Source organism: Bacillus sp. SJ-10 (assembly GCF_002843505.1).
GTDB classification, from domain to species: domain Bacteria; phylum Bacillota; class Bacilli; order Bacillales; family Bacillaceae; genus Bacillus; species Bacillus velezensis.
Genome location: NZ_CP025258.1, coordinates 2,079,996 through 2,101,993 on the forward strand (window position 1 = coordinate 2,079,996; position 21,998 = coordinate 2,101,993).

The 21,998-nt window shown below is 43.5% G+C and carries 21 protein-coding genes; 18 read left to right on the plus strand and 3 right to left on the minus strand.

Features of this window, described 5'->3' with window-relative positions; translation table 11 throughout:
• The first annotated feature begins 3 nt into the window (after positions 1-3).
• The 3 genes from CXL14_RS10635 to CXL14_RS10645 all read left to right on the plus strand — a co-directional run bounded on the left by CXL14_RS10635 (position 4) and on the right by CXL14_RS10645 (position 4,508).
• Positions 4-543 carry a class I SAM-dependent methyltransferase gene (locus CXL14_RS10635; RefSeq protein ID WP_101287791.1) on the plus strand — a complete coding sequence of 180 codons (540 nt, stop codon included), beginning with the start codon at positions 4-6 and terminating at the stop codon, positions 541-543.
• A 209-nt stretch (positions 544-752) separates the two neighbouring features.
• Entirely contained in the window at positions 753-1,319 is a 567-nt protein-coding gene (locus tag CXL14_RS10640) for a TetR/AcrR family transcriptional regulator (RefSeq protein ID WP_014418456.1), read from the plus strand.
• A gap of 27 nt (positions 1,320-1,346) precedes the next feature.
• Positions 1,347-4,508 carry a bifunctional cytochrome P450/NADPH--P450 reductase gene (locus CXL14_RS10645; protein WP_014418455.1) on the plus strand — a complete coding sequence of 1,054 codons (3,162 nt, stop codon included), beginning with the start codon at positions 1,347-1,349 and terminating at the stop codon, positions 4,506-4,508.
• Between the two features lie 149 nt (positions 4,509-4,657).
• On the opposite strand, the gene CXL14_RS10650 is transcribed toward CXL14_RS10645, so the two are convergent.
• Positions 4,658-5,866 carry an MFS transporter gene (locus tag CXL14_RS10650; RefSeq protein WP_089072449.1) on the minus strand — a complete coding sequence of 403 codons (1,209 nt, stop codon included), beginning with the start codon at positions 5,864-5,866 and terminating at the stop codon, positions 4,658-4,660.
• Positions 5,867-5,990: 124 nt separating this feature from the next.
• Here CXL14_RS10650 and CXL14_RS10655 point away from each other — a divergent pair, with 124 nt between their 5' ends.
• The 6 genes from CXL14_RS10655 (at position 5,991) to manA (ending at position 13,637) form a co-directional block, all read left to right on the plus strand.
• Positions 5,991-6,875, plus strand: a complete 885-nt coding sequence (locus CXL14_RS10655) for a LysR family transcriptional regulator (protein WP_007408231.1) — start codon at positions 5,991-5,993, stop codon at positions 6,873-6,875.
• A gap of 67 nt (positions 6,876-6,942) precedes the next feature.
• Entirely contained in the window at positions 6,943-7,425 is a 483-nt protein-coding gene (gene ybaK / locus CXL14_RS10660) for a Cys-tRNA(Pro) deacylase (protein WP_014418453.1), read from the plus strand.
• A 46-nt stretch (positions 7,426-7,471) separates the two neighbouring features.
• On the plus strand, positions 7,472-8,389 hold the full coding sequence (locus CXL14_RS10665) for an MBL fold metallo-hydrolase (RefSeq protein ID WP_014418452.1): 918 nt from the start codon (positions 7,472-7,474) through the stop codon (positions 8,387-8,389).
• Positions 8,390-8,611: 222 nt separating this feature from the next.
• Positions 8,612-10,564: a mannose transport/utilization transcriptional regulator ManR gene (locus CXL14_RS10670; RefSeq protein WP_014418451.1), complete on the plus strand. Its 1,953-nt coding sequence runs from the start codon at positions 8,612-8,614 to the stop codon at positions 10,562-10,564.
• Between the two features lie 152 nt (positions 10,565-10,716).
• Positions 10,717-12,675, plus strand: coding sequence for a fructose-specific PTS transporter subunit EIIC (locus CXL14_RS10675; protein WP_014418450.1), 1,959 nt, complete (start codon positions 10,717-10,719; stop codon positions 12,673-12,675).
• Positions 12,676-12,689: 14 nt separating this feature from the next.
• Complete coding sequence (manA, locus tag CXL14_RS10680) at positions 12,690-13,637, plus strand: mannose-6-phosphate isomerase, class I (protein ID WP_029973387.1); 948 nt, start codon at positions 12,690-12,692, stop codon at positions 13,635-13,637.
• Between the two features lie 95 nt (positions 13,638-13,732).
• Here the strand turns inward: manA and CXL14_RS10685 are convergent, their stop codons facing one another.
• Entirely contained in the window at positions 13,733-14,458 is a 726-nt protein-coding gene (locus tag CXL14_RS10685) for a MurR/RpiR family transcriptional regulator (protein ID WP_007612737.1), read from the minus strand.
• Positions 14,459-14,694: 236 nt separating this feature from the next.
• On the opposite strand from CXL14_RS10685, the gene CXL14_RS10690 reads away from it, so the two are divergent.
• The 9 genes from CXL14_RS10690 to CXL14_RS10725 all read left to right on the plus strand — a co-directional run bounded on the left by CXL14_RS10690 (position 14,695) and on the right by CXL14_RS10725 (position 20,801).
• A complete protein-coding gene (locus tag CXL14_RS10690) occupies positions 14,695-15,507 on the plus strand; it encodes a Cof-type HAD-IIB family hydrolase (protein WP_101287793.1) in 813 nt (270 codons plus the stop codon).
• Between the two features lie 32 nt (positions 15,508-15,539).
• On the plus strand, positions 15,540-16,343 hold the full coding sequence (locus tag CXL14_RS10695; RefSeq protein ID WP_014418447.1) for an HAD-IIB family hydrolase: 804 nt from the start codon (positions 15,540-15,542) through the stop codon (positions 16,341-16,343).
• Between the two features lie 121 nt (positions 16,344-16,464).
• Complete coding sequence (locus tag CXL14_RS10700; RefSeq protein ID WP_014418446.1) at positions 16,465-16,797, plus strand: DUF2651 family protein; 333 nt, start codon at positions 16,465-16,467, stop codon at positions 16,795-16,797.
• A 216-nt stretch (positions 16,798-17,013) separates the two neighbouring features.
• Positions 17,014-17,514, plus strand: coding sequence for a DinB family protein (locus CXL14_RS10705; RefSeq protein ID WP_014418445.1), 501 nt, complete (start codon positions 17,014-17,016; stop codon positions 17,512-17,514).
• 161 nt (positions 17,515-17,675) lie between these two features.
• Positions 17,676-18,197 carry a streptothricin N-acetyltransferase SatA gene (satA, locus tag CXL14_RS10710; protein WP_014418444.1) on the plus strand — a complete coding sequence of 174 codons (522 nt, stop codon included), beginning with the start codon at positions 17,676-17,678 and terminating at the stop codon, positions 18,195-18,197.
• 113 nt (positions 18,198-18,310) lie between these two features.
• A complete protein-coding gene (locus tag CXL14_RS20660) occupies positions 18,311-18,373 on the plus strand; it encodes a tetracycline resistance efflux system leader peptide (protein ID WP_368073677.1) in 63 nt (20 codons plus the stop codon).
• Positions 18,374-18,406: 33 nt separating this feature from the next.
• A complete protein-coding gene (gene tet / locus CXL14_RS10715) occupies positions 18,407-19,783 on the plus strand; it encodes a Tet(L)/Tet(K)/Tet(45) family tetracycline efflux MFS transporter (protein WP_014418443.1) in 1,377 nt (458 codons plus the stop codon).
• Between the two features lie 98 nt (positions 19,784-19,881).
• Entirely contained in the window at positions 19,882-20,100 is a 219-nt protein-coding gene (locus CXL14_RS10720) for a hypothetical protein (protein WP_014721544.1), read from the plus strand.
• A gap of 164 nt (positions 20,101-20,264) precedes the next feature.
• A complete protein-coding gene (locus CXL14_RS10725) occupies positions 20,265-20,801 on the plus strand; it encodes an ATP-binding protein (RefSeq protein WP_029973393.1) in 537 nt (178 codons plus the stop codon).
• A 520-nt stretch (positions 20,802-21,321) separates the two neighbouring features.
• On the opposite strand, the gene CXL14_RS10730 is transcribed toward CXL14_RS10725, so the two are convergent.
• A complete protein-coding gene (locus CXL14_RS10730) occupies positions 21,322-21,879 on the minus strand; it encodes a GNAT family N-acetyltransferase (protein WP_014418440.1) in 558 nt (185 codons plus the stop codon).
• Positions 21,880-21,998 lie beyond the last annotated feature (119 nt).

Genomic DNA, 21,998 nt, shown 5'->3' on the forward strand with positions numbered 1-21,998 from the left:
ACAATGTTGCAACATACATCTTCAGCATTAAAACGAATGCGCGCGAAATACTTTGCTGCATCAGAACCGGCAGAGTCAGTCATTCAGCAAATCTTGATGGACATACAGGAATACGACCGCATTTTGGAAATCGGGACCGGAAACGGCTCAATGTTTAAACAAATCATCGGACAGCTTGAAAAGGGCAGTCTTAAAAGCATAGAAACATCGAAACGTAAAATACGGAAAACACAGCGCGCAAACCGTTCGGTTATAAAAGCCGGGCTCGGAAACATTCAGCAGGGAAGGCCGGAAAGCATACCGTTCCGCGACCGCAGTTTTCATAAAGTCTTCTCGTTACATACTGCTGAAACAGTCAGCGATTACCGGACAGCAAGTAAAGAAGTGTATCGCGTTCTTCAAATTGACGGGTGTTTCTATATGGTTTTGAAACCTTCGCGGATGAGTGAGAAGGATGTGATTGAGGTGCTCTATGATCAGCATTTCAGAGATATTTCAGTTGTCAGCAGAGATTCATTCCATTTTATTACTGCCATTAAATAGAATATTTCTTGGGAAATAAAAAGAGCTGCTTAAGTCACTGCAGCTCTTTTTGTGAAATTGGGCATATTTCCTTATTTTTGGTTATTTCACATATATTTTATATTAAAAAAAGTTTTTTTCTTATACAATGGTAATCAGATGACCGTACATTTTAAATATTTTGAACAAACGGAATGAATATTCATTCCGCATTTAGAAAGGGGGATGAAATGACAGCTTCAAACAAGGTTGAACTCATTATGAAAGCGTCGCTTACTTTGTTTACAGATAGAGGATTTGACGCAACGACGATTCCGATGATTGCCGCTCAGGCCGATGTCGGAACCGGCACAATTTACCGTTACTTTGACAGTAAAGAGACACTTGTGAACGTACTGTATCAGGAAAGTGCGCAGCGTTTTATGAAAAAAGTCAAAACGGACTTTCAGGGGATATCTGTAAGAGAAGGGTTTCATCATCTGTTTTATTGTCTGATTGATTTTACGAAGGAAAGTGAGTATGCATTGTTTTTTCTTGAAACCAATAAGGACGCCTACTTTCTGAATGAAACGAGCCGTAAGCTTCTTGATGAAATAACACAGATGCTTGACGTCTTTTTTCAGCGCGGCAAGTCTGAAGGTGTGCTCCGCAATCTGCCGTCCAATGTGCTGATGGCGCTGCTGCTCGGGGCATATCTCAAACTCTATCAGCTTGTCCGGACGGGAAGCGTCGAAATAACAAAACCGTTTCTGAAAGAATTGGAACAATGTTCTTGGGATGCCATCAGAACTCATTAATTATACGCCGAAGGAAGGAAGATCGATATGAAACAGCTAAGCGCTATACCGCAGCCGAAAACATACGGGCCTCTCAAAAATCTCCCTCACTTGGAAAAAGAAAAACTGTCACAATCGCTTTGGAAAATTGCCGAAGAATACGGCCCGATCTTTCGTTTTGAATTTCCGAGCTCTGTCGGGGTCTTCGTATCAGGCCGCGAGCTCGCCGCAGAAGTCTGTGATGAAAAGCGATTTGACAAAAATCTCAGCAAAGCTCTGCTGAAAGTCCGTGAATTTGGCGGTGACGGACTATTTACGAGCTGGACTCACGAAAAGAACTGGCAGAAAGCGCATCGGATTTTATTGCCGAGCTTCAGCCAGAAGGCGATGAAAGGCTATCATTCAATGATGCTGGATATTGCCATGCAGCTCGTGCAGAAGTGGAGCAGATTAAATCCGAATGAAGAAATTGACGTCGCCGAAGATATGACGCGCCTGACGCTGGATACAATCGGCCTGTGCGGATTTCATTACCGCTTTAACAGCTTTTACCGCGACACACAGCATTCTTTTATCACAAGTATGCTTCGTGCGCTGCAGGAGGCCATGCGCCAAGCGCAAAGACACAGCCTGCAGGACAAGCTGATGATCAAAACGAGACATCAGTTCCAGCAGGATATTGAAGAGATGAATTCGCTTGTAGACCGGATCATCGCTGAGCGGAGGGAAAATCCGGATGAAAATCTGTCTGACCTTTTAGCATTGATGCTTGAAGCGAAAGACCCTGTAACGGGGGAAAGGCTGGATGATGAAAATATCCGTTATCAAATCATTACCTTTTTGATCGCGGGGCATGAAACCACAAGCGGGTTGCTTTCTTTTGCGATATATTGCCTGCTGAAAAATAAAGATAAATTGAAAAAAGCCGTTCAGGAAGCCGAGCGGGTGCTGACGGGAGAGACACCTGAATATAAGCAGATTCAGCAGCTGACATATATCCGCATGGTGCTAAACGAGACTTTGCGGCTGTATCCGACTGCCCCGGCATTTTCTCTGTACGCGAAGGAAGATACGGTTCTCGGCGGGAAATATCCGATTGCGAAGGGACAGCCGGTGACGATTCTGACTCCGCAGCTGCACCGGGATAAAAGTGCGTGGGGAGAAGATGCCGAGTCATTCCGCCCGGAAAGGTTCAGTGATCCCGCGGCCATTCCGGCAGATGCGTATAAGCCGTTCGGAAACGGACAGCGCGCATGCATCGGGATGCAGTTTGCCCTGCAGGAAGCGACAATGGTGCTCGGCCTTGTCCTGAAACACTTTGAACTGATTGATCATACTGATTATGAGCTTACGATTAAAGAAGCTCTAACCATTAAGCCCGGTGATTTTAAAATCCGTGTGAAAAACAAGGACGTGTCCAATCAGCAGTCCGCACAAAACCATAAAGCTGAAGGCAGCGGTCACAAAGAAGAAATGAAAGAAATCCCGTCCCACGGAACGCCGCTTCTCATTCTTTACGGATCAAATTTAGGAACTGCGGAAGGAATCGCGGAAGAGCTGGCTGATATCGGAAGAAGCAAAGGATTTTCAACTGAAACCGGACCGCTCGATGATTATGCCGGGAAACTGCCTGTAAAAGGCGCGGTCGTTATTGTTACGGCTTCTTATAACGGGGCGCCGCCTGATAATGCGGCGGGTTTTGTGAAATGGATGGAAACCCTTGAAGATCAGGAATTAAAGGGTGTTTCTTACGCCGTCTTCGGCTGCGGAGACCGCAACTGGGCCGCCACTTACCAGAGGATCCCCCGCCTGATAGACAAAGTGCTTGAAGAAAAAGGGGCAAAACGGCTGACCTCTATCGGGGAGGGCGACAATGCCGATGATTTTGAGTACAGTCAGGAAGCCTGGGAAGACTCATTCTGGAAGGACATCATGAAGGCTTTTCATATAGAGGCCGCTCCAAAACAGACAAACAAATCACAGTTATCAATCGAATACGTGAGTGAAGCAGCCGAGACGCCGATTGCCAAAACGTACAAAGCATTTGAGGCGGAGGTCATCACGAACAAAGAGCTTCATACCGAAAGCAGCAAGCGCTCAGTCCGGCATATTGAGCTGCGTCTCCCCGAAACAGAAACGTATCAGGAAGGAGATCATCTCGGGGTGCTTCCGCAAAACAGCGGGGAACTGATCAGCCGTGTCATTCGCCGATTCGGTCTTGATCCGAACCAGCACTTTAAGATCAAGGGCCGGCAGCTGCCTCATCTGCCGATGGACCGGCCGGTTAATGCGCCGGAGCTTTTGGCGTCCTATGTAGAGCTGCAGGAGCCGGCAACGAGAGCCCAGCTTCGCGAACTTGCCGCACATACCGTGTGCCCGCCGCACCAAAAAGAATTGGAGCATCTTTATTCTGATGATGCGGCATATAAAGAAAACGTGCTGAAAAAACGAATGACCATGCTGGACCTGTTGGAAGATTATCCTGCATGTGAACTGCCGTTTGAGCGCTTTTTAGAACTTCTGCCATCCTTAAAGGCGCGCTATTATTCAATCTCAAGCTCACCGAAGGCAGCCAGCGGGGAGCTCAGTATCACGGTCGGCGTTGTGACGGCTCCGGCATGGAGCGGCCGTGGGGAATACCGGGGCGTGGCTTCGAACTATTTAGCCGGATTACAGAATGGCGATCCTGCCGTCTGTTTCATCCGCTCGCCGCAGTCGGGTTTCGCATTGCCTGAAAATCCGAAAACGCCTCTCATTATGGTCGGAGCAGGCACAGGAATTGCGCCGTTCAGGGGATTTATCCAGGCGCGGGCTGCCGAAAAAATGTCCGGTAACAGCCTGGGCGAAGCTCATTTATACTTCGGCTGCCGGCATCCTGAAGAAGACGATCTGTACAAAGATGAATTCGACGATGCGGAGAAAAACGGCCTTGTCACCGTGCATCGGGCGTATTCCAGATTAGATCAGGACTGTAAAGTTTACGTACAGGATGTCCTGCTTCGCGAGGCTGCACAAATTATTGCTCTCCTTGACCAAGGCGGCCATCTCTATATATGCGGCGACGGAAGCAAAATGGCTCCGGCCGTAGAAAATGTACTGCTTCAGGCGTATGAAAAGGTGCATAACACTGATTCAAAAGTTTCCTTGAATTGGCTTGAACAGCTGCAGGCGGAAGGAAGATATGCGAAAGATGTTTGGGCAGGTATGTAACAGAAGAGTGAGACAACTGAAGAATGTTTTTTAATTGAAGAAAGCCGGCACGATATTTGAAATCTACTGAATCAAAAGGAATAGTTATAGGGAGTATCGTGCCGGCCTTAACTTTAGTATCGGACAAAAGACACAAATCTTTAATGTTTTTATTGATTTACATGCAGGCGGCTATGTCCCTTTTTTCTGAATTCCGCCAGAAATAAAACCGGATAAGACACTAATAGCAAAACCGAAATAAATGAAATGATACCGATCCAATGAAAATGCGTCCAAAAGAAACCGCCGCAAGACCCTGCCACGCTTGAACCGATATAGTATGCAAGCAGATATAATGAAGAGGCTTGCGCGCGCTGATCACCGGCTGCGCGGCCGACCCAGGCGCTTGCGATCGAATGCGCGCCGAAAAAGCCGAAGGTAAAGACGGCAATCCCCGCGATTTTAAGCGCAAGCTGGGGCAAAAGTGTCACCGCTGCACCGGCAAGCATAACAAAAATCGCAACCTTAATCATTTTTGCGCTTCCGAAAAGATCTGCTTTTTTCCCCATATAGACAGAGCTGAACGTTCCCGCGAGATAGACAATAAAAATAAAACCGATCACAGTCTGCGACAAATGATAAGGAGCCGCCATTAAATGAAAGCCGATATAATTATATAATGTCACAAAACTCCCCATTAATATAAATCCCAGAGATATTAACAAAAGCAGCCGTTTGCGGTGCAGGACCGCTCCGTATTCCTTACATGCCGCTTTTACGCCCTCATGCCGCTGAGATGAATGGCGCGGAGCCGGAAGAAAACGCCAAAACAAATAGCTTAATACAATAGAAAGAATGCCGATGATGGCAAGCGCCGGCCGCCAGCCGAATACATCGGTCAGAAGCCCCGTTAACAGCCTGCCGCTCATTCCCCCGATGCTTGTGCCGCTGATATACAAGCCCATCATTTTCCCGAGGCCCTGCGGATCAAACTCCTCGCCTACATATGTCATAGCGACAGCCGGAACGCCTGCCAGGAAAATACCGAGCAGCGCCCTCATCGCCAAAAGCGCCGGAAAAGCCGGACTGAACGCTGTTAATAGACCTAAAACAGATGTAGCTGTTAACGACAGCACCATTAATTTTTTTCTGCCGAATCCGTCAGACAACGAAGCGGCGGCCAATAATGAAAATGCCAAAACGGCTGTTGAGATGGATAAAGTTAAACTGGCAGCCGCAGCGGAAATATGAAACTCTTCCGAAAACAAAGGCATAAGCGGCTGTGTCGTGTAAAGCGTGGCGAAGGTCACAAAGCCGCTGATAAACAGAGCCAAGCTGGCCTTTCTGTAAGCCTTTGTATGAGGCTGAATAAACGTCATGAATGTCCCTCTTTTCTCACTGTTGGTTATATATGTATCGTACGCTTTTCATTTCAATGTGTCTAATTTATAATAACTATAGAATTAATGCGTGAAGGTTATGAAGAAAGGGGAGAAGGAGAAAATGGAGCTTCATCAAATTGACAACTTCATTGCGGCGGCAACTCATCAGCATTTCACAAATGCGGCAAAAGAAAGAATGATTTCTCAGCCGGCATTAAGCCGATCGATTATCAGGCTCGAAGAAGAATTAGGCGCGCCGTTATTTTACAGAGAGACAAAAGCAGTCCGGCTGACAAGGCACGGAGAGCAGTTCTTAATAAAAGCAAAACAAGCGAGACGAGCTTTAAATGAAGGCGTTGAACAAGTGAAAAAGAATATGAGCCTGGAACACGGCGAAATATCTGTATCTTTTCTTCATACGCTCGGGCTGCGTTTAATGCCTCAGCTGATTGCCGAATTTAAAAAGCTATACCCAAACGTGACCTTCCGGCTTTATCAAGGCGCAAATGAAACGCTTCGCAAAATGGTGGAAACGGGAGATGCGGATATCTGTCTCAGCTCCCCGCCGCTTCCCAGCGAGCTTTTACAATGGACAGTGCTGGAGAAAGAACCTCTTTATGCGGTGCTACCTGAGAACCACCCGCTTGCAGGAAATAAAAGCATTCAAATGAAAGAGATGCAGGACGAGGATTTTGTCGGATTTAAACCGGGATACGGACTGAGGTATATGTTTGATCTGATGTGCCGGGATTTGAATATACACCCGCATCTCGCATTTGAAGGAGAGGAAGTGTCAACCATATTAGGGCTGACCGCCGCGGGTCTGGGGGCTGCAGTGCTGCCGAAAACCGCGGAGCATTCATACTTTCCGGTCGTTTTTCTTCCGGTTGCAGATTACCAATGCGAACGCACCATAGCGTTAGCCCAGCTGAAAAACCATGCTCTCTCTCCCGCTGCTGAGCGTTTTAAACAGTTTGCACTTGAGTATTACAAAGCACGCAACTGAGCGGTCATTTTATTAAAATCGAAGTTGAAAATAAAGCAGATAGAAATACAGAAAACGGAGGAAAACCATGGCGAAAAAAACAGTGAAAACAAATGCTGTCCGTATCATTGAGCAACAAAACATTCCCTATGAGCTATTAGGTTACAAAACAGAAGGGGGACAGCCCGCAGACGGTCTTTCCGTTTCACAAAAAATCGGATACGCTGCCGAATATGTTTATAAAACCTTAGTGGCATCTGCAGGAACTGATCGTTATTACGTCTTTGCCGTTCCCGTTGCAAAAGAACTGAATCTGAAAAAGGCTGCGAAGGCGGCAGGTGAGAAGAAAATAGAAATGATTGCCATGAAGGACCTTTTAGGAGTGACCGGCTATATGCGCGGCGGCTGCTCTCCGATCGGCATGAAAAAAAGGTTTCCGACTTTTATTGATAGATCCGCTGAAACACTGGAGTTTATGATCGTCAGTGCGGGGAAAATCGGAATGCAGCTGAAAGCAGCGCCTCAAGATTTAGCCGAAGCAAGCGGGGCGGTATTTACAGACATTGTATAAATGTCCGATGAATCTAATGGAATACACGTGTCAAGGGAGAATGATAATGAAAAAAAGATATGAAAACTTGAATGGCGTGAAGAATGAACATGGATTCAGGGACATGTTGAAATGGATGAAAGAACGAAGAGAGAAAAGTAAAGACTTAAGCGAGAACATTCCGAAAGCGGTCACTAGGGATGTCCGTGATGTTGCCGTCAATCGGACGGAAACCGCCATAACATGGATCGGCCATTCTTCATTTCTGATCCAAATACAGGGGCTTAACATAATGACCGACCCTGTATGGGCGCGGCGGATGGGTTTTCAAAAACGGCTGACAGAGCCGGGATATGAATTGAGCGAACTGCCCGACATTGATGCCGTGCTCATTTCACATGGGCATTATGACCATCTTGATTTTCCGAGTATAAAAAAACTGAGAGGAAACCCGGATTTTTACGTGCCTGCGGGACTGAAAAAGCTGTTCAACAAAAAAGGCCGCAAAAAGGTCCATGAAATGAATTGGTGGGATCGTTTTGAGATGCGGGGGGTGAATATATCATTTGTTCCGGCCCAGCACTGGACACGGAGAACGCTTTGGGATACCGATACCTCTCATTGGGGAGGCTGGGTCATAGAAAGCGAAAACGGCGAGTCCATTTATTTTGCAGGAGATACAGGCTATTTTGAAGGCTTTAAAGAAATCGGAGAGAGGTTTCGTATTAAGGCGGCTCTGATGCCGATCGGAGCATACGAACCGGAATGGTTTATGCAAGTGTCACATATCAATCCGGAAGACGCCGTGAAAGCGTTTTTGGAGCTGAAGGCTGACAGCTTCATTCCCATGCATTACGGGGCATTCCGGCTTGCTGATGATACAGGCCCGGAAGCATTAAGCAGACTGCACGGCGAGTGGGACCGGCTTGCATTACCTCCTGAAAACCTGAAAGCATTAGCGCTTGGCGAAACATTTTGGCTGTAACAGCAGGTTTTCGCTGCCGACACCAATCGTTTAAAAACGGTTGGTGTTTTATTGTCATGTGAATAGCTCTGTATAAAACATGATTTTTCCGGAACCTGCGGTAAAAAACAAAACTTTTTACTCTTTTGTTTCACTATAAAATGAAAACGGTTTCGTATGTGCAGTATATTTAACCTATCACAATTGCTTCAGCAGAAATGGACAGGAAGGATAGAAAAACAGATGAAATACATGAATTCAAGGCAGAAAAAGATTTTGTATCTGTTGTTATCTGAACCTGATGACTACTTAGTTGTGCAAGATTTCGCAGACAGGGTCCGCTGTTCTGAAAAAACGATCAGGAATGATTTGAAAACGATTGAAGATTTCCTGAATGAACATGCTCAAGCTCAGCTGATCCGCAAACCGGGATTAGGCATCTATTTACATATATCTGAACAGGAAAGGTCACGGTTAAGCCGGCAAATTTATAATGAGCACTTTACATGCAGGCACAAGACCGATGAAGAAAGAATACTTCACATCGCTTATGATTTATTAATGAATTCAAAGCCCGTTTCCGCAAAAGAAATTGCCGCACAGCATTTTGTAAACAGAGCTTCCATTAAAAAGGATGTAAGTGCGGTTGAAGAGTGGCTGAAGCGATTTGATCTCACGCTGGTATCTAAACAGCGGCTCGGTTTAAAGGTTGAAGGGGACGAAAAAAACAAAAGAAAAGCATTGGCGCGAATTTCAGATTTGATTGATAATGCGGAATTTACAAGCCAATTTATAAAAAGTAAGTTTTTAAGTCATGAAGCGGACTTTGTGAGAAAAGAAATCAAGTTATTACAAAAAAACCATTCTATCTATTTTACGGATGAAACATTTGAAAGTTTGCTGCTGCATACATTGCTGACGATCCGCCGTATCAAAATGAAACAGCCGGTCGCCATTTCTGCAAGACAGCTGGACGCGGTAAAAAAGAAGAAAGAATATGAATGGACACTGGCTTGTTTAAAACGGCTTGAGCCGGTATTTGCCATCCGGTTTCCTGAGGAAGAAGCCGTCTATTTAACTTTACATATTATAGGCGGGAAAGTCCGCTATCCATCGCAGCAAGAAAAGAAGCTTGATCTTGAAGATTCTGAGCTTTCCAAAGTCGTCAGGCATTTGATCAACTGTGTTTCAGAACTGCAAATGCTGGATTTTCATAAAGACCAGGAACTGATCAACGGATTGAACATTCATCTCGATCCGGTGTTGAAGCGGCTGAGCTATGATCTCTCTGTTTCAAACCCCATGCTTCACGACATCAAAAAAATGTACCCTTATTTGTTTCATCTTATCATTGACGTTTTAGAAGACATCAATCAAACATTTGATCTCTGTATTCCTGAAGAAGAGGCGGCATATTTGACGCTGCATTTTCAGGCAGCGATCGAACGGCTGCGCCGAAGCAGTCATAACCCTAAAAGGACGATCATCGTCTGCCATATGGGCATTGGCATGTCGCAATTGCTGCGGACTAAAATTGAACGCAAATTTCATCACATTACGGTAAAAGACTGTATCGCAAAAGCGGAGCTGAAAGAGTATATCAAAAAGCATAAAGATATAGATTTCGTCATTTCTACGATAGGGCTTGGAAATGTAACGATCCCTCATATTGTCGTATCACCGCTTTTGGAGTCTGCTGATGAAAAGAAGCTCAGCGCATTTATGCAACAGCTTGATACATCACATCGCCGGGAGCAAAAAACGTTTAAAATGCTGAACGACACGACTCCGTTTCTCGTTTTTTTACAGCAAGAGACAGAGCACCGTTATCAGGTCATTGAAAAGCTGGCGCAGGCTTTGTATGAAAAAGGCTATGTAGAAAAAGAGTATGGCATTCATGCAGTAATGAGAGAAAAAATGTCGGCGACAAATATCGGGGCGGGTATTGCTATCCCTCACGCGAACTCTAAATATATCAAACAATCAGCCATTGCAATCGCCACCTTAAAAGAGCCGATTGAGTGGGGGACGGAAAAGGTGTCGCTCGTTTTTATGCTTGCCGTCAAACACAAAGATCAAAACAAGGTAAAGCAATTATTCAGTGAGCTTTCCTATCTTAGTGAGCAGCCGGCATTTATTCAAAAACTGACGGAAGAAAAAAATGTAATGACGTTTTTATCGTATTTAAACTATTAAAAGCAGGGAATGGCTCCCTGCTTTTTTTCTGTTTATAGGGAAAAATGCCGTTATTTCCGGAACTTATGGTAAAAAAACGCGCTTATCACAGGCTGATTTCAGTATAAAGTTGAGACAAGATCTTGAAATTCAGACTGCAAAGGAGGATTTATATGAAACTGTTAGCGATTACATCATGTCCGAACGGCATTGCCCATACGTATATGGCTGCTGAAAATTTACAAAAAGCAGCCGGCAGATTAGGCGTTGAGATCAAAGTGGAAACCCAGGGCGGAATCGGGGTGGAAAATAGGCTGACCGAAGAGGAAATCCGGGAAGCGGACGCAATCATTATCGCGGCGGACCGTTCGGTGAACAAAGACCGATTCGCGGGAAAAAAGCTGCTGGCCGTCGGGGTTCAGGAAGGCATCCGCAAACCGGAAGAATTAATTCAAAAAGCGCTTAGCGGTGAAGTGCCGGTCTATCAATCTGCTTCAAAAGCTGAATCCGCAAGTCAGCAGGGCAAAAAACAAAACCCGATTTACCGTCATTTAATGAACGGCGTTTCTTTTATGGTTCCTTTCATTGTCGTCGGCGGATTATTGATAGCGGTTGCATTGACGCTTGGAGGAGAAAAAACACCAAAGGGCTTAGTCATTCCGGACGAGTCTTTTTGGAAAACGATTGAACAGATCGGCAGTGCTTCTTTTTCATTCATGATCCCGATTTTAGCCGGGTACATCGCGTTCAGCATCGCTGATAAGCCGGGTCTTGTCCCCGGAATGATCGGCGGATATATTGCGGCATCCGGCAGCTTTTACGACAGTGCAAGCGGCGCAGGATTTCTTGGAGGAATCATTGCGGGATTTTTGGCGGGATATGCGGCGCTTGGAATCAAAAAATGTAAAGTTCCTAAAGCAATACAGCCGATTATGCCGATCATTATTATTCCGGTGTTTGCCTCACTGATCGTCGGTTTGGCGTTTGTATTTCTGATCGGCGCCCCCGTCGCTCATATTTTCGCATCATTAACGGTTTGGCTTGCGGGAATGAAAGGTTCGAGCTCAATTCTCCTGGCATTGATTTTAGGAGCGATGATCTCCTTTGATATGGGAGGACCCGTAAACAAGGTGGCCTTTCTTTTCGGATCGGCAATGATCGGAGAAGGAAATTATGAAATTATGGGCCCGATTGCCGTTTCCATTTGTATACCGCCGATAGGGCTTGGGATTGCGACGTTTTTAGGAAAAAGAAAATTCGCCGCCGCAGAAAGAGAAATGGGAAAAGCATCATTTACGATGGGCCTTTTCGGTATCACGGAAGGAGCCATTCCATTTGCGGCCCAAGACCCCCTTCGAGTGATCCCGAGTATTATGGCGGGTTCTATGACCGGCTCGGTGATAGCAATGATCGGCCATGTGGGGGACAGAGTGGCACACGGCGGCCCCATCGTTGCTGTACTTGGAGCAGTAGATCATGTACTGATGTTTTTTATCGCTGTAACAGCAGGCTCTCTTGTCACCGCTCTGTTGGTTAATGTACTGAAGAAAGATATGGCGAAATCCCCCGCGCCCGGCGAGGTGCTGCCGTCTGCTGCACCAAATGAAGCTGCAGCGGCAAAAGAAACAAAGGAACCATCTCAGGCTGACAGCCGAAAAGCCGGGATGACCGAAATCAAAAAACTGACTGACATTATCAGTACGGACTTGATTGAACCGCATTTATCCGGCGAAACGAGGGATGACATTATCGATGAAATGATCGAGAAAATGTCCCGTCAAGGTATGCTGCTGTCTGACAGCGGATTTAAGCAGGCCATTTTGAGCCGGGAACAGCAGGGAACCACGGCGATAGGTATGAATATCGCCATTCCGCACGGAAAGTCTGAAGCCGTCAAAACGCCGGGTGTCGCATTCGGAATAAGACGTTCGGGTGTTGACTGGAACAGCCTTGATGGTTCTGATGCAAAACTGATTTTTATGATTGCCGTACCGAAGGAAAGCGGCGGAAATCAGCATCTGAAAATATTGCAGATGTTATCCCGAAAACTGATGGATGACAGCTATCGGGAAAGGCTGCTCTCCGTTCAGACAAAAGAAGAGGCGTATGAGCTTCTGGAAGAAATCGAATAAAGCGGGGGATGATCATGTCTACTGAACCGATATTTTTCAATCCGGTTTTCAAAGAAAGAATTTGGGGAGGCGCCGCCCTGCGTGATTTTCACTATAATATTCCGTCCGAGCGGACAGGGGAGTGCTGGGCCTTCGCCGCTCATCAAAATGGACAGAGCACAGTTCGAAACGGCATGTATAAAGGATGTACGCTCGGTGAATTGTGGGAGCATCACAGAGATTTATTCGGAAACCTTGAAGGAGACCGTTTTCCTCTTCTTACAAAAATTTTGGATGCGGACCAAGACCTGTCCGTTCAGGTGCATCCGAATGATGACTTTGCCAAAATGCATGAAAACGGGGAACTTGGAAAAACCGAATGCTGGTATATCATTGATTGTGCAAAAGAGGCGGAGATCATTTTCGGCCACAACGCAACTACAAAAGAAGAACTGATATCCATGATTGAGCGCGGAGAATGGGACGGGCTCCTGAACAGAGTTAAGGTAAAGCCGGGAGATTTCTTCTTTGTTCCAAGCGGCACTGTTCACGCGATTGGAAAGAGCACACTTATTTTAGAGACGCAGCAAAATTCAGATACGACTTACAGATTGTATGACTACGGAAGAAAAGATGCGGACGGCAGGATGCGCGAGCTCCATTTGGAAAAAAGTATAGAAGTGATAGACGTTCCATCTGTCCGTGAACGGCCGACCGTTCACTATAAACAAACAGATGATCTGCTTGCGGCTATTTTAATAGAATGTCCTTATTTTTCAGTCGAAAAGTGGGATGTAAAAGGTGAAGCAAATCTATTCCAGCATCAGCCCTTCCTTCTTGTCAGCGTGATCGAAGGAGACGGAATAATGATTGCAGGCGGGCATGAATATCCCTTTAGAAAAGGAGATCATATTCTCCTGCCTTCCGGTTTGGGAGAATATAAACTGGCCGGCCATGCAAATTGTATTGTGTCTCATCTGTGATCCTCAAAACCCTTCTCTAGCATCAGAGAAGGGTTTTTCATTATTTTTACAAAAAGGACGAAATTTCCAGTGTATCAGTGTTTTCGTTCCTGAACTTATTCTCTCAATTTGTATATCTCCCGAGCCATCGATTCAAGTATGTACATAGCGGGGATTTGGGTGGTGACATTCGCATTTTCAACCCATTCTTCCGTCACGTAATATGAAATATTCACATCGGACATTTTGGCAATGGTTGAATGTTTATGATTTGTAATACTGATGACCCGGCTGCCTTCTTGTTTCAGCTGATTCAGATGAGTCACCGTAGAATCTCCTTCACCTGAAACCGATAATGCGATCGTGATGCTGTTATGACGGAAATGGGAATGGGCCGGAAAGTAAGGATCTTTAATATACATTGAAAGTTTCCCTAAGCACGAAAAATATCTGGCTCCGTATTCGGCGAGGATTCCTGAACTTCCCACTCCGATAAAAATGACGCTTTCTGCATCGGCCGCAAGGGCTGCTGCTTCCTTCAGCTTTTCTTCCATGCCTCCGCTTACTGTTCTTTCAAAAAATTCGGCAACGGAATGATGAGGACTCTTTAAAATCGTTTTTTTATTTGCCTCCGTATACATTTTCAGCTTCACCTTAAACTCCGAAAACCCTTCACAGTTTATTTTTTTGCAGAAACGTAAAATAGAAGCCGTCGATACATGGGTTTCATTTGCCAATTCACGGATTCGCATATAGACGACTTTCTCGCTGTTTTGGGAGATGTAGTTGTATAAAGAAGTTTCAAGCTCATTAAATGAAGCAATCATTTCGTGTGTGAACATGCAGGGGGATTCTCCTTTTTATGAGAATGGTGAATGTACATCTAATCGTAACATATCATTTTTAAAAGAAACATAGTGTTATATTGATGTGACAAATCACTTTTTGTGTCATTCAAAACAAGACGTCATCCAATGATTTACGGCACGGAACACCTGTGGATATAATTCGTTCATACGCTTTATGCATGATCTCTTCAAGGGTCTCTGACAAAAGCGGCCGAAAAAAGGAGGACAATATGAGTATCAAACTGATAGCGGTTGATATGGACGGAACGTTTTTGAATGATGAAATGGCATATAACAAAGAGCGTTTTATGAATCAGTATCGTGAATTAAAAGCGCGAGGAATTAAATTTGCCGTAGCAAGCGGAAACCAATATGCGCAGCTTACATCCTTCTTTCCGGAAATCAAAAGTGAAATCGCTTTCGTTGCCGAGAATGGCGCTTTCGTCGTGAATGCCGGAGAAGAATTATTCGCGGGTAACATGTCTGAAGACACTATAAAAGCAGTAATCCGTGCTTTAGAGCAGTATGAGGTGAAAAACGTCATTGTCTGCGGAAAAAAAAGCGCGTATATTCATGAAAATGCCAGTGAAGATGAATATCTGCATGCCAGTAAGTATTATTATGTGTTAAAAAGGGTGCCGCATTTTGAAAACGTCGATGATCACATTTTCAAATTTTCCATCAGCTTTCCCGCCGAACATTGTTCCGTACTTCTGAGCCATTTGAAAAACACCATCGGGTCTTTCTTCACGCCTGTATCAAGCGGGCACGGTGACATAGATCTGATCATACCGGGGCTTCATAAAGCAAGCGGGATTAAGCTTCTCCAGAAACAATGGGGGATAAATGATGAAGAATGCGCGGCCTTCGGAGACAGCGGCAATGATCTGGAGATGGTGTCCGCCGTGAAATACGGGATCGCCATGGATAGTGCGCAGGAAAGCATTAAACAGGCTGCCGCGCATATCACGCAATCAAACAATGAAGAAGGGGTCTTAAATGCGATTGATTCCATCCTCAAATGTGAAAAACCCTTTGTCTGAAAAAGACATTTTAACTGCGGAGGTGCTGAACGATGATTAAATTAGTGATTACGGATTTAGACGGCACATTTTTAAATAATCAAGGCGATTTTGACAGAACGTTATTTGAAAAGACAAAACGAGTAATGGAGGAACAGCATGTCGCTTTCGCCCTCTGCACCGGGAAGCAGTGTGAAAGGGTCGAAGCTTTATTCGGAGAAGACGCGAAAGATTTTTGGATTTTAGGAGACAGTGCCACACGTATAAAAAAGAACGGCACATTCGTATATGAATCTTTGATCAGCAATGAAGCGGGACTGTCAATTATAGGCGCTTTAGAAAAAATCAGCTGCGGGCATAGCATTATCGCATGCACAAAAAATGGCGCGATCGTAAAAGAAAATCTGTCTGAAAGTGAGATGAAATATGTAAATGCCTCTTATGCACATGTAACGAAAATAACTGATTTTACTGAGATAAAGGACGATTTTATCAAGATTACGGTTCATGACCCCGACGCCAACTGTCCGGAAACGAGAGAAAAGCTGCATGAATTTTTTCACCAATTATATATCGTAGCATCAGAGGATACCTGGATGGACATATCAAATATCGGAATACATAAAGGAACAACAGTACAAGAACTGCAGCGATTATTAGGGGTTTCGGCTGATGAAACAATGGCGTTCGGAGACGGCCGCAATGACAAAGAATTGATGGAAGCGGCATCCTACAGCTTTGCGGTTAAGAATGCCATTGACGAAATAAAAGATGCAGCGCACTTTGTCATCAAATCAAATGAGGAAAGCAGCGTCATGCACACGATTATGAGAATATTAGCGCTGCAAAAACAATGATGGGCTAAAATCAATGCGGCAGGATTACTAGGGAAAGAAAAAGCGGGCTATCCTCAGACTTTAATTCCCTCCTGATTTCCCCGAAATATGTTAAAAGTGAATAAAACGGTGTAATATCAAGATGAAAAAAATCACTTCATATCAGACAAAAAGCAGGAACTGCCTCGTTTTGAAATTGGGAGGTGTTTGTATTAGCCCGCTGTTGAGTCCCGCGTATATCATTCTCATTTTTCTTCCGGCAGCTTCTTTTCTGTTAGGGATATTAGGGTATTTCATCTTTAAAAAAGTATGGATGATGGTTGTTATTGTATTCATTTTGTCCTTGATATTCATGTTTATTGTAATAGGTGCCGAGCCGACATTTTTCATTTGGGTAGCTATGATGACGGGGAGCTGTTTTATCTCCGGTTCAATCACTAAGACGATATGGACTTTTGCAAAGCGAAAATATTAGACAGAAGAATCCTGTTTGAACAGCTATCCTTTTTTGTCGATTGAAGAAAAAGAAGTATAGAGTTATCCGTTATGTTCTTATATTTTGTCTGTTGTTGTCAGATCGGGCTTTCTGTTAAAAATGTCTGTCTATCGTTTTGTTCTTTTTTAACTAAGCGGAGCACTATAATTGAACTGTAGATACATAGAAAAACAAAAAAGGATAAGGAGGATTTTTATGTTTCAAACCTTAGACCATTTTTTGAAATCTTGGGAGTTCGAAGCCGATGCGACACAGAAACTGCTGAATCATCTGACTGATGAATCACTTAAACAAGAAATCACTTCACAACATTGGACTTTAGGCCGTATTGCATGGCATACTGTCGCGGCCATTCACATCATTACCTCGAACACAGATTTAACGTTCCACGCTCCGGCTGAAGATTATCCTGTTCCTGCATCGGCGCGGTTTATTGCTGAGAGTTATCATCAAGCCAGTAATGCATTTGTACAGGCGTTAAAAACGCAATGGACTGACGATACACTTCAAGAATGTGTCAACTTTATTGGTCAGCAATTGCCAAATGGTTCACTTTTGCTATTTTTAATTCAACATCAAAACCATCATCGAGGACAAATGACTGTCCTTATGAGACAAGCAGGTTTACCTGTTCCGGGTATTTACGGACCGGCAAAAGAGGAATGGACAACATTCGGTTTGGAAGCTCCGAAATAGGATATTGTTGTAAGGGCTCGAATGAATAGATGATACCAATCGATGTTGGTATCTTTTTTGTTTTAGTCTTAGAGTTATTAAACCGGTATCCATGACATGCAGACGAAACAACAGTTCAAAAGACATAAAGTAAGGTCAATAAATGCAGAAAGGTGATTATGATGATAACGAAAATGACGCGATTCAATATGAAAGACTTCAATAAACCAAACGAACCTTTCGTTGTTCCAGGGAGAATCATCCCTTCATTTGAGGACAATGTTTGGACATATACAGAGGAGAAATTTGCTGAACCTTATGTCAAAAAATATGACGATGAAGACATTGATGTCAGTTATATTGAAGAAGAGGATAAAGCTGTCTTTTTTTATTACGCAGAGAACGACTGTGTCGGCCGGAGTAAGCTTCGTTCTAATTGGAATGGATACGCACTGATTGAAGACATTGCCGTTGCAAAAGATTATAGGAAAAATGGTGTCGGGACGGCTTTATTACATAAAGCGGTTGAGTGGGCAAAGGAGAATCATTTATGCGGTCTTATGCTTGAAACACAAGATATTAATGTTTCAGCTTGTCATTTTTATGCCAAAAATAACTTTGTCATAGGAGCGGTCGATACAATGCTTTATTCTAATTTTTCAACAGCAAATGAAATTGCGGTTTTTTGGTACTGTAAATTTTAAATATAACAGTATTTGATGTTTCGTCATTTAGCGGGTGTGTGTCGCAAAGTATTCAAAACATCGGCTTGAGGATTTATAATAAGGTATATCAATCAATGCAGGGGGAGTTATGTATGAAGTGCAAAAAAATGAACAGGGTCCAATTAAAAGAGGGAAGCGTATCAACGGCCCTATAAACTGCGTCTGCCCTCATTAATGGAGGGAAAGTTGTGAATACGTCTTATTCACAGTCAGCTTTACGGCACAACCAAGTGTTCATTTGGCTTTGTGTTCTGTCATTTTTCAGCGTATTAAATGAAATGGTTTTGAACGTCTCATTACCTGATATCGCCAACGATTTTCATAAACTGCCAGCGAGTGCAAACTGGGTGAACACGGCCTTTATGTTAACCTTTTCCATCGGAACTGCTCTGTATGGGAAGTTATCAGATCAGCTGGGCATTAAAAAGCTGCTTCTATTTGGAATTATGGTAAATGGCTTCGGGTCGATCATTGGATTTGTCGGACACTCTTTCTTTCCTGTACTCATTCTGGCCCGATTTATTCAAGGGGCTGGTGCAGCCGCATTCCCGGCTCTTGTGATGGTTGCAGTAGTACGCTATATTCTGAAAGAAAACAGGGGTAAAGCATTTGGTCTGATCGGGTCGCTGGTGGCAATGGGGGAAGGCGCCGGACCAGCTATTGGCGGAATGATCGCTCATTATATTCACTGGTCATATTTGCTGCTTATTCCGACAGCAACAGTTATCACCGTTCCATTCCTGATGAAACTGCTGGAAAAGGAAGAAAGAATCAGCGGGCGCTTTGATATCGCGGGGATTATATTAATGTCTGCAGGCATCGTATTTTTTCTGCTGTTTACAACGTCATATAGACTATCTTTTCTGATCATCAGTATTCTGGCTTTCCTGATATTTGTGAAACATATTAGGAAAACTCAAGATCCCTTTGTTGACCCTGCACTGGGGAAAAATGTCTTGTTTATGATGGGCGCCCTTTGCGGAGGCCTGATATTCGGCACTGCTGCAGGATTTGTGTCTATGGTTCCTTATATGATGAAAGATGTTCACCATTTAAGTACTGCGGCAATTGGAAGCGGGGTTATGTTCCCCGGGACGATGAGCGTCATCATCTTCGGTTACATTGGAGGATGGCTTGTTGATCGGAAAGGTTCTTTATATGTGCTGACCATTGGGATTGCATTGATGTCTTCCAGCTTTTTAATCGCTGCCTTTTTTATAGATGCGACACCATGGCTCATGACCGTTATCATCGTTTTTGTTTTTGGGGGGCTCTCCTTCACAAAAACGGTTATATCTACAATTGTGTCTGGCAGTTTGAAACAAAAGGAAGCAGGCGCCGGAATGAGTCTGCTTAATTTTACAAGCTTTTTATCAGAGGGAACGGGTATTTCGATTGCAGGCGGTTTATTATCGGTCCGCTTGCTGAATCAAAGGCTGCTGCCTGTTAACGCTGATCATTCCGCTTATTTGTACAGTAATATGCTCATTCTTTTTGCAGGAATCGTTGTTATGAGCTGGCTGGTAACCATGAATGTCTATAAACGTTCGCAAAGAAATGACTAAAAAGGGAAAAGGATCAAACTTGATAAAAGTTTTGATCCTTTTTTTGAGGAGCTTCCTTATTCCGAAACCTTTTGTCGATCAATGAAAGGGGAGTTAAAGTGAATTACATTTATAAGAAAAAGGAAAAGAAAAATGGAAATTGTATCATTTCAATCAGAGATAAATGGGAGAATGCACTTATTGAGTTTGAACAAAATAATAATCAAATTGAGATCGTGATCAATTATCGTAACGAGAAAACAACCAAGTTTTCACTGCCAATCGAGACTTTTGAGAAAGTGTATGAGGATATTAAAATAGGCCGGAGAGAAAGTTAATCATTCTGTTTGAAAATGACCATGATGTTCGTAAGCAGTATGGTTTTAACACGCATCTGGATTCCCCTGGCAAAGTAAAGGTTTTTGGGGATTTATATTAAAATAATAGTAAGAACCTTGTGCAGCGGACAGGGAGTTTCGTTGCTTTATAAGGAGAGGGAACTATGAAAAAAAATATTCACATACTGGGAGCCTCCGGAGTCGGAACTTCAACATTGGGTGTTGCATTATCAAAGCATTTGCCTCATACGCATCTTGATACTGATGATTACTATTGGACAGATAAATTCACTAAGAAAAGAGAAATTCCTGAAAGAAGAAAGTTGCTTGAAAAAGACTTGACAATAAATGAGAAATGGATTCTTTCTGGCGCAGTGTGCGGCTGGGGCGATGATCTAAAAAGTTATTTTGACCTTGTCATCTTCTTATGGATTCCGCAGGATATACGGCTTGAGAGATTAAGGCATAGGGAATTTCACCGTTATGGAAACGAAGTGTTAGACGGCGGCAGTAAATATGAACAATCAAAAACATTTTTAGAGTGGGCTTCTTTATATGATAATGCCGGAATGGAAGTTAGAAGCAAAGCTTTACACGAACATTGGATGGCAGATTTATCTTGTCCATTGTTAAAAATTGAAGGAGATTACTCAGTCAATGAAAGAGTTGATCGTGTCTTGGATTATCTGAATTCTAATTAAACTAACGATGGAGATAACTGCAAAATCCAAAAGTCAAAGACGGTTCCGGCCATTTTAACGGAGCTGTTTTTTTTATACCGCTTTCAGTTTCTCTGTTGTGAAGTGATTTATTTTCGGCAGCATCCTACAATAGAGAAGTGATTTGTTCCTCGTTAAGTTCTCCGTTGGAGTATTTCTCTAAAATTCGTTTAAATCGTTCATCACCTAATTAATTATTTCTTTGTTTATTTTTATTCTCCATTTCATTTTCAGACCGAATTAAAGCCCCCTCATAACGAGAAGGGCTTTCCGCCTTTTAATACTTTCTCCTCAAAAAGAAGGGGAAGGCTTTATCCGTTTATCCCTCGTATCGTTTATTAATTAACTCTGTAAACATGGGACATTTACAATAATAGAAGTATACTTATGTTTGTGAAAATAATTATTGACATAAATATATTTTTAGAATTTTTTCGATCCAAACAATTATCTTTAAAAAGTTACCGGCAACTTTCTGCCGCATATCGCAGTGTTCGATTGTTTAGTCCTTCTTTTTCATAATCTTTACAAATCTGAAAAAGTCATCATCATCCGGCAGGGGCTTGTCATCTTCGCGTCCATTGCGATGCATATGCGGATCAGAGTGATGTTCATTGTAGAACTCTACGATATGGAATCCGCACTTATTCACATAGAAGTTGATATTTCGCTTTTCAAAATAAGGTGTCACGGTTTCCCAAAGCACAGTATCCGGATACTGTGCTTCTATGGCTTTCCAAGCAGAAAGACCAATCCCCTGGCTGTGATATTCTGGAGATACATAGAATAAATCTAGCGAATTATGATGTGTTTCGTTGTTGATACGTACTACTGCACCACCGACCTTCTTACCATCCCGAAGAATATGATATACGACTGCTCCGGGAGCGTCGAAAGACTCTTGAACATCATTGTCCGATGGAATCGGTCCGCCTTCGCAATCACCGAACGTTTCAATCACGGCGATCGCAAAGGCTTCTTGTAATTTTTTTTGGAATTCTGGCAGATCAGATTCCTTTGCTGGTTCCAGAATAACTTTTGGTTCCTTTTTTGTTTTCATGATTGCTCACTCCTTCATTTGCTGAAATATCGAATTCAGTCGTTCGGTAAAATATTCTAGCTGTTCTGCCGCTTTTTCTTCCGCGGTAAATTTGGCGTTAAAATACTTCAAAAGCTTTC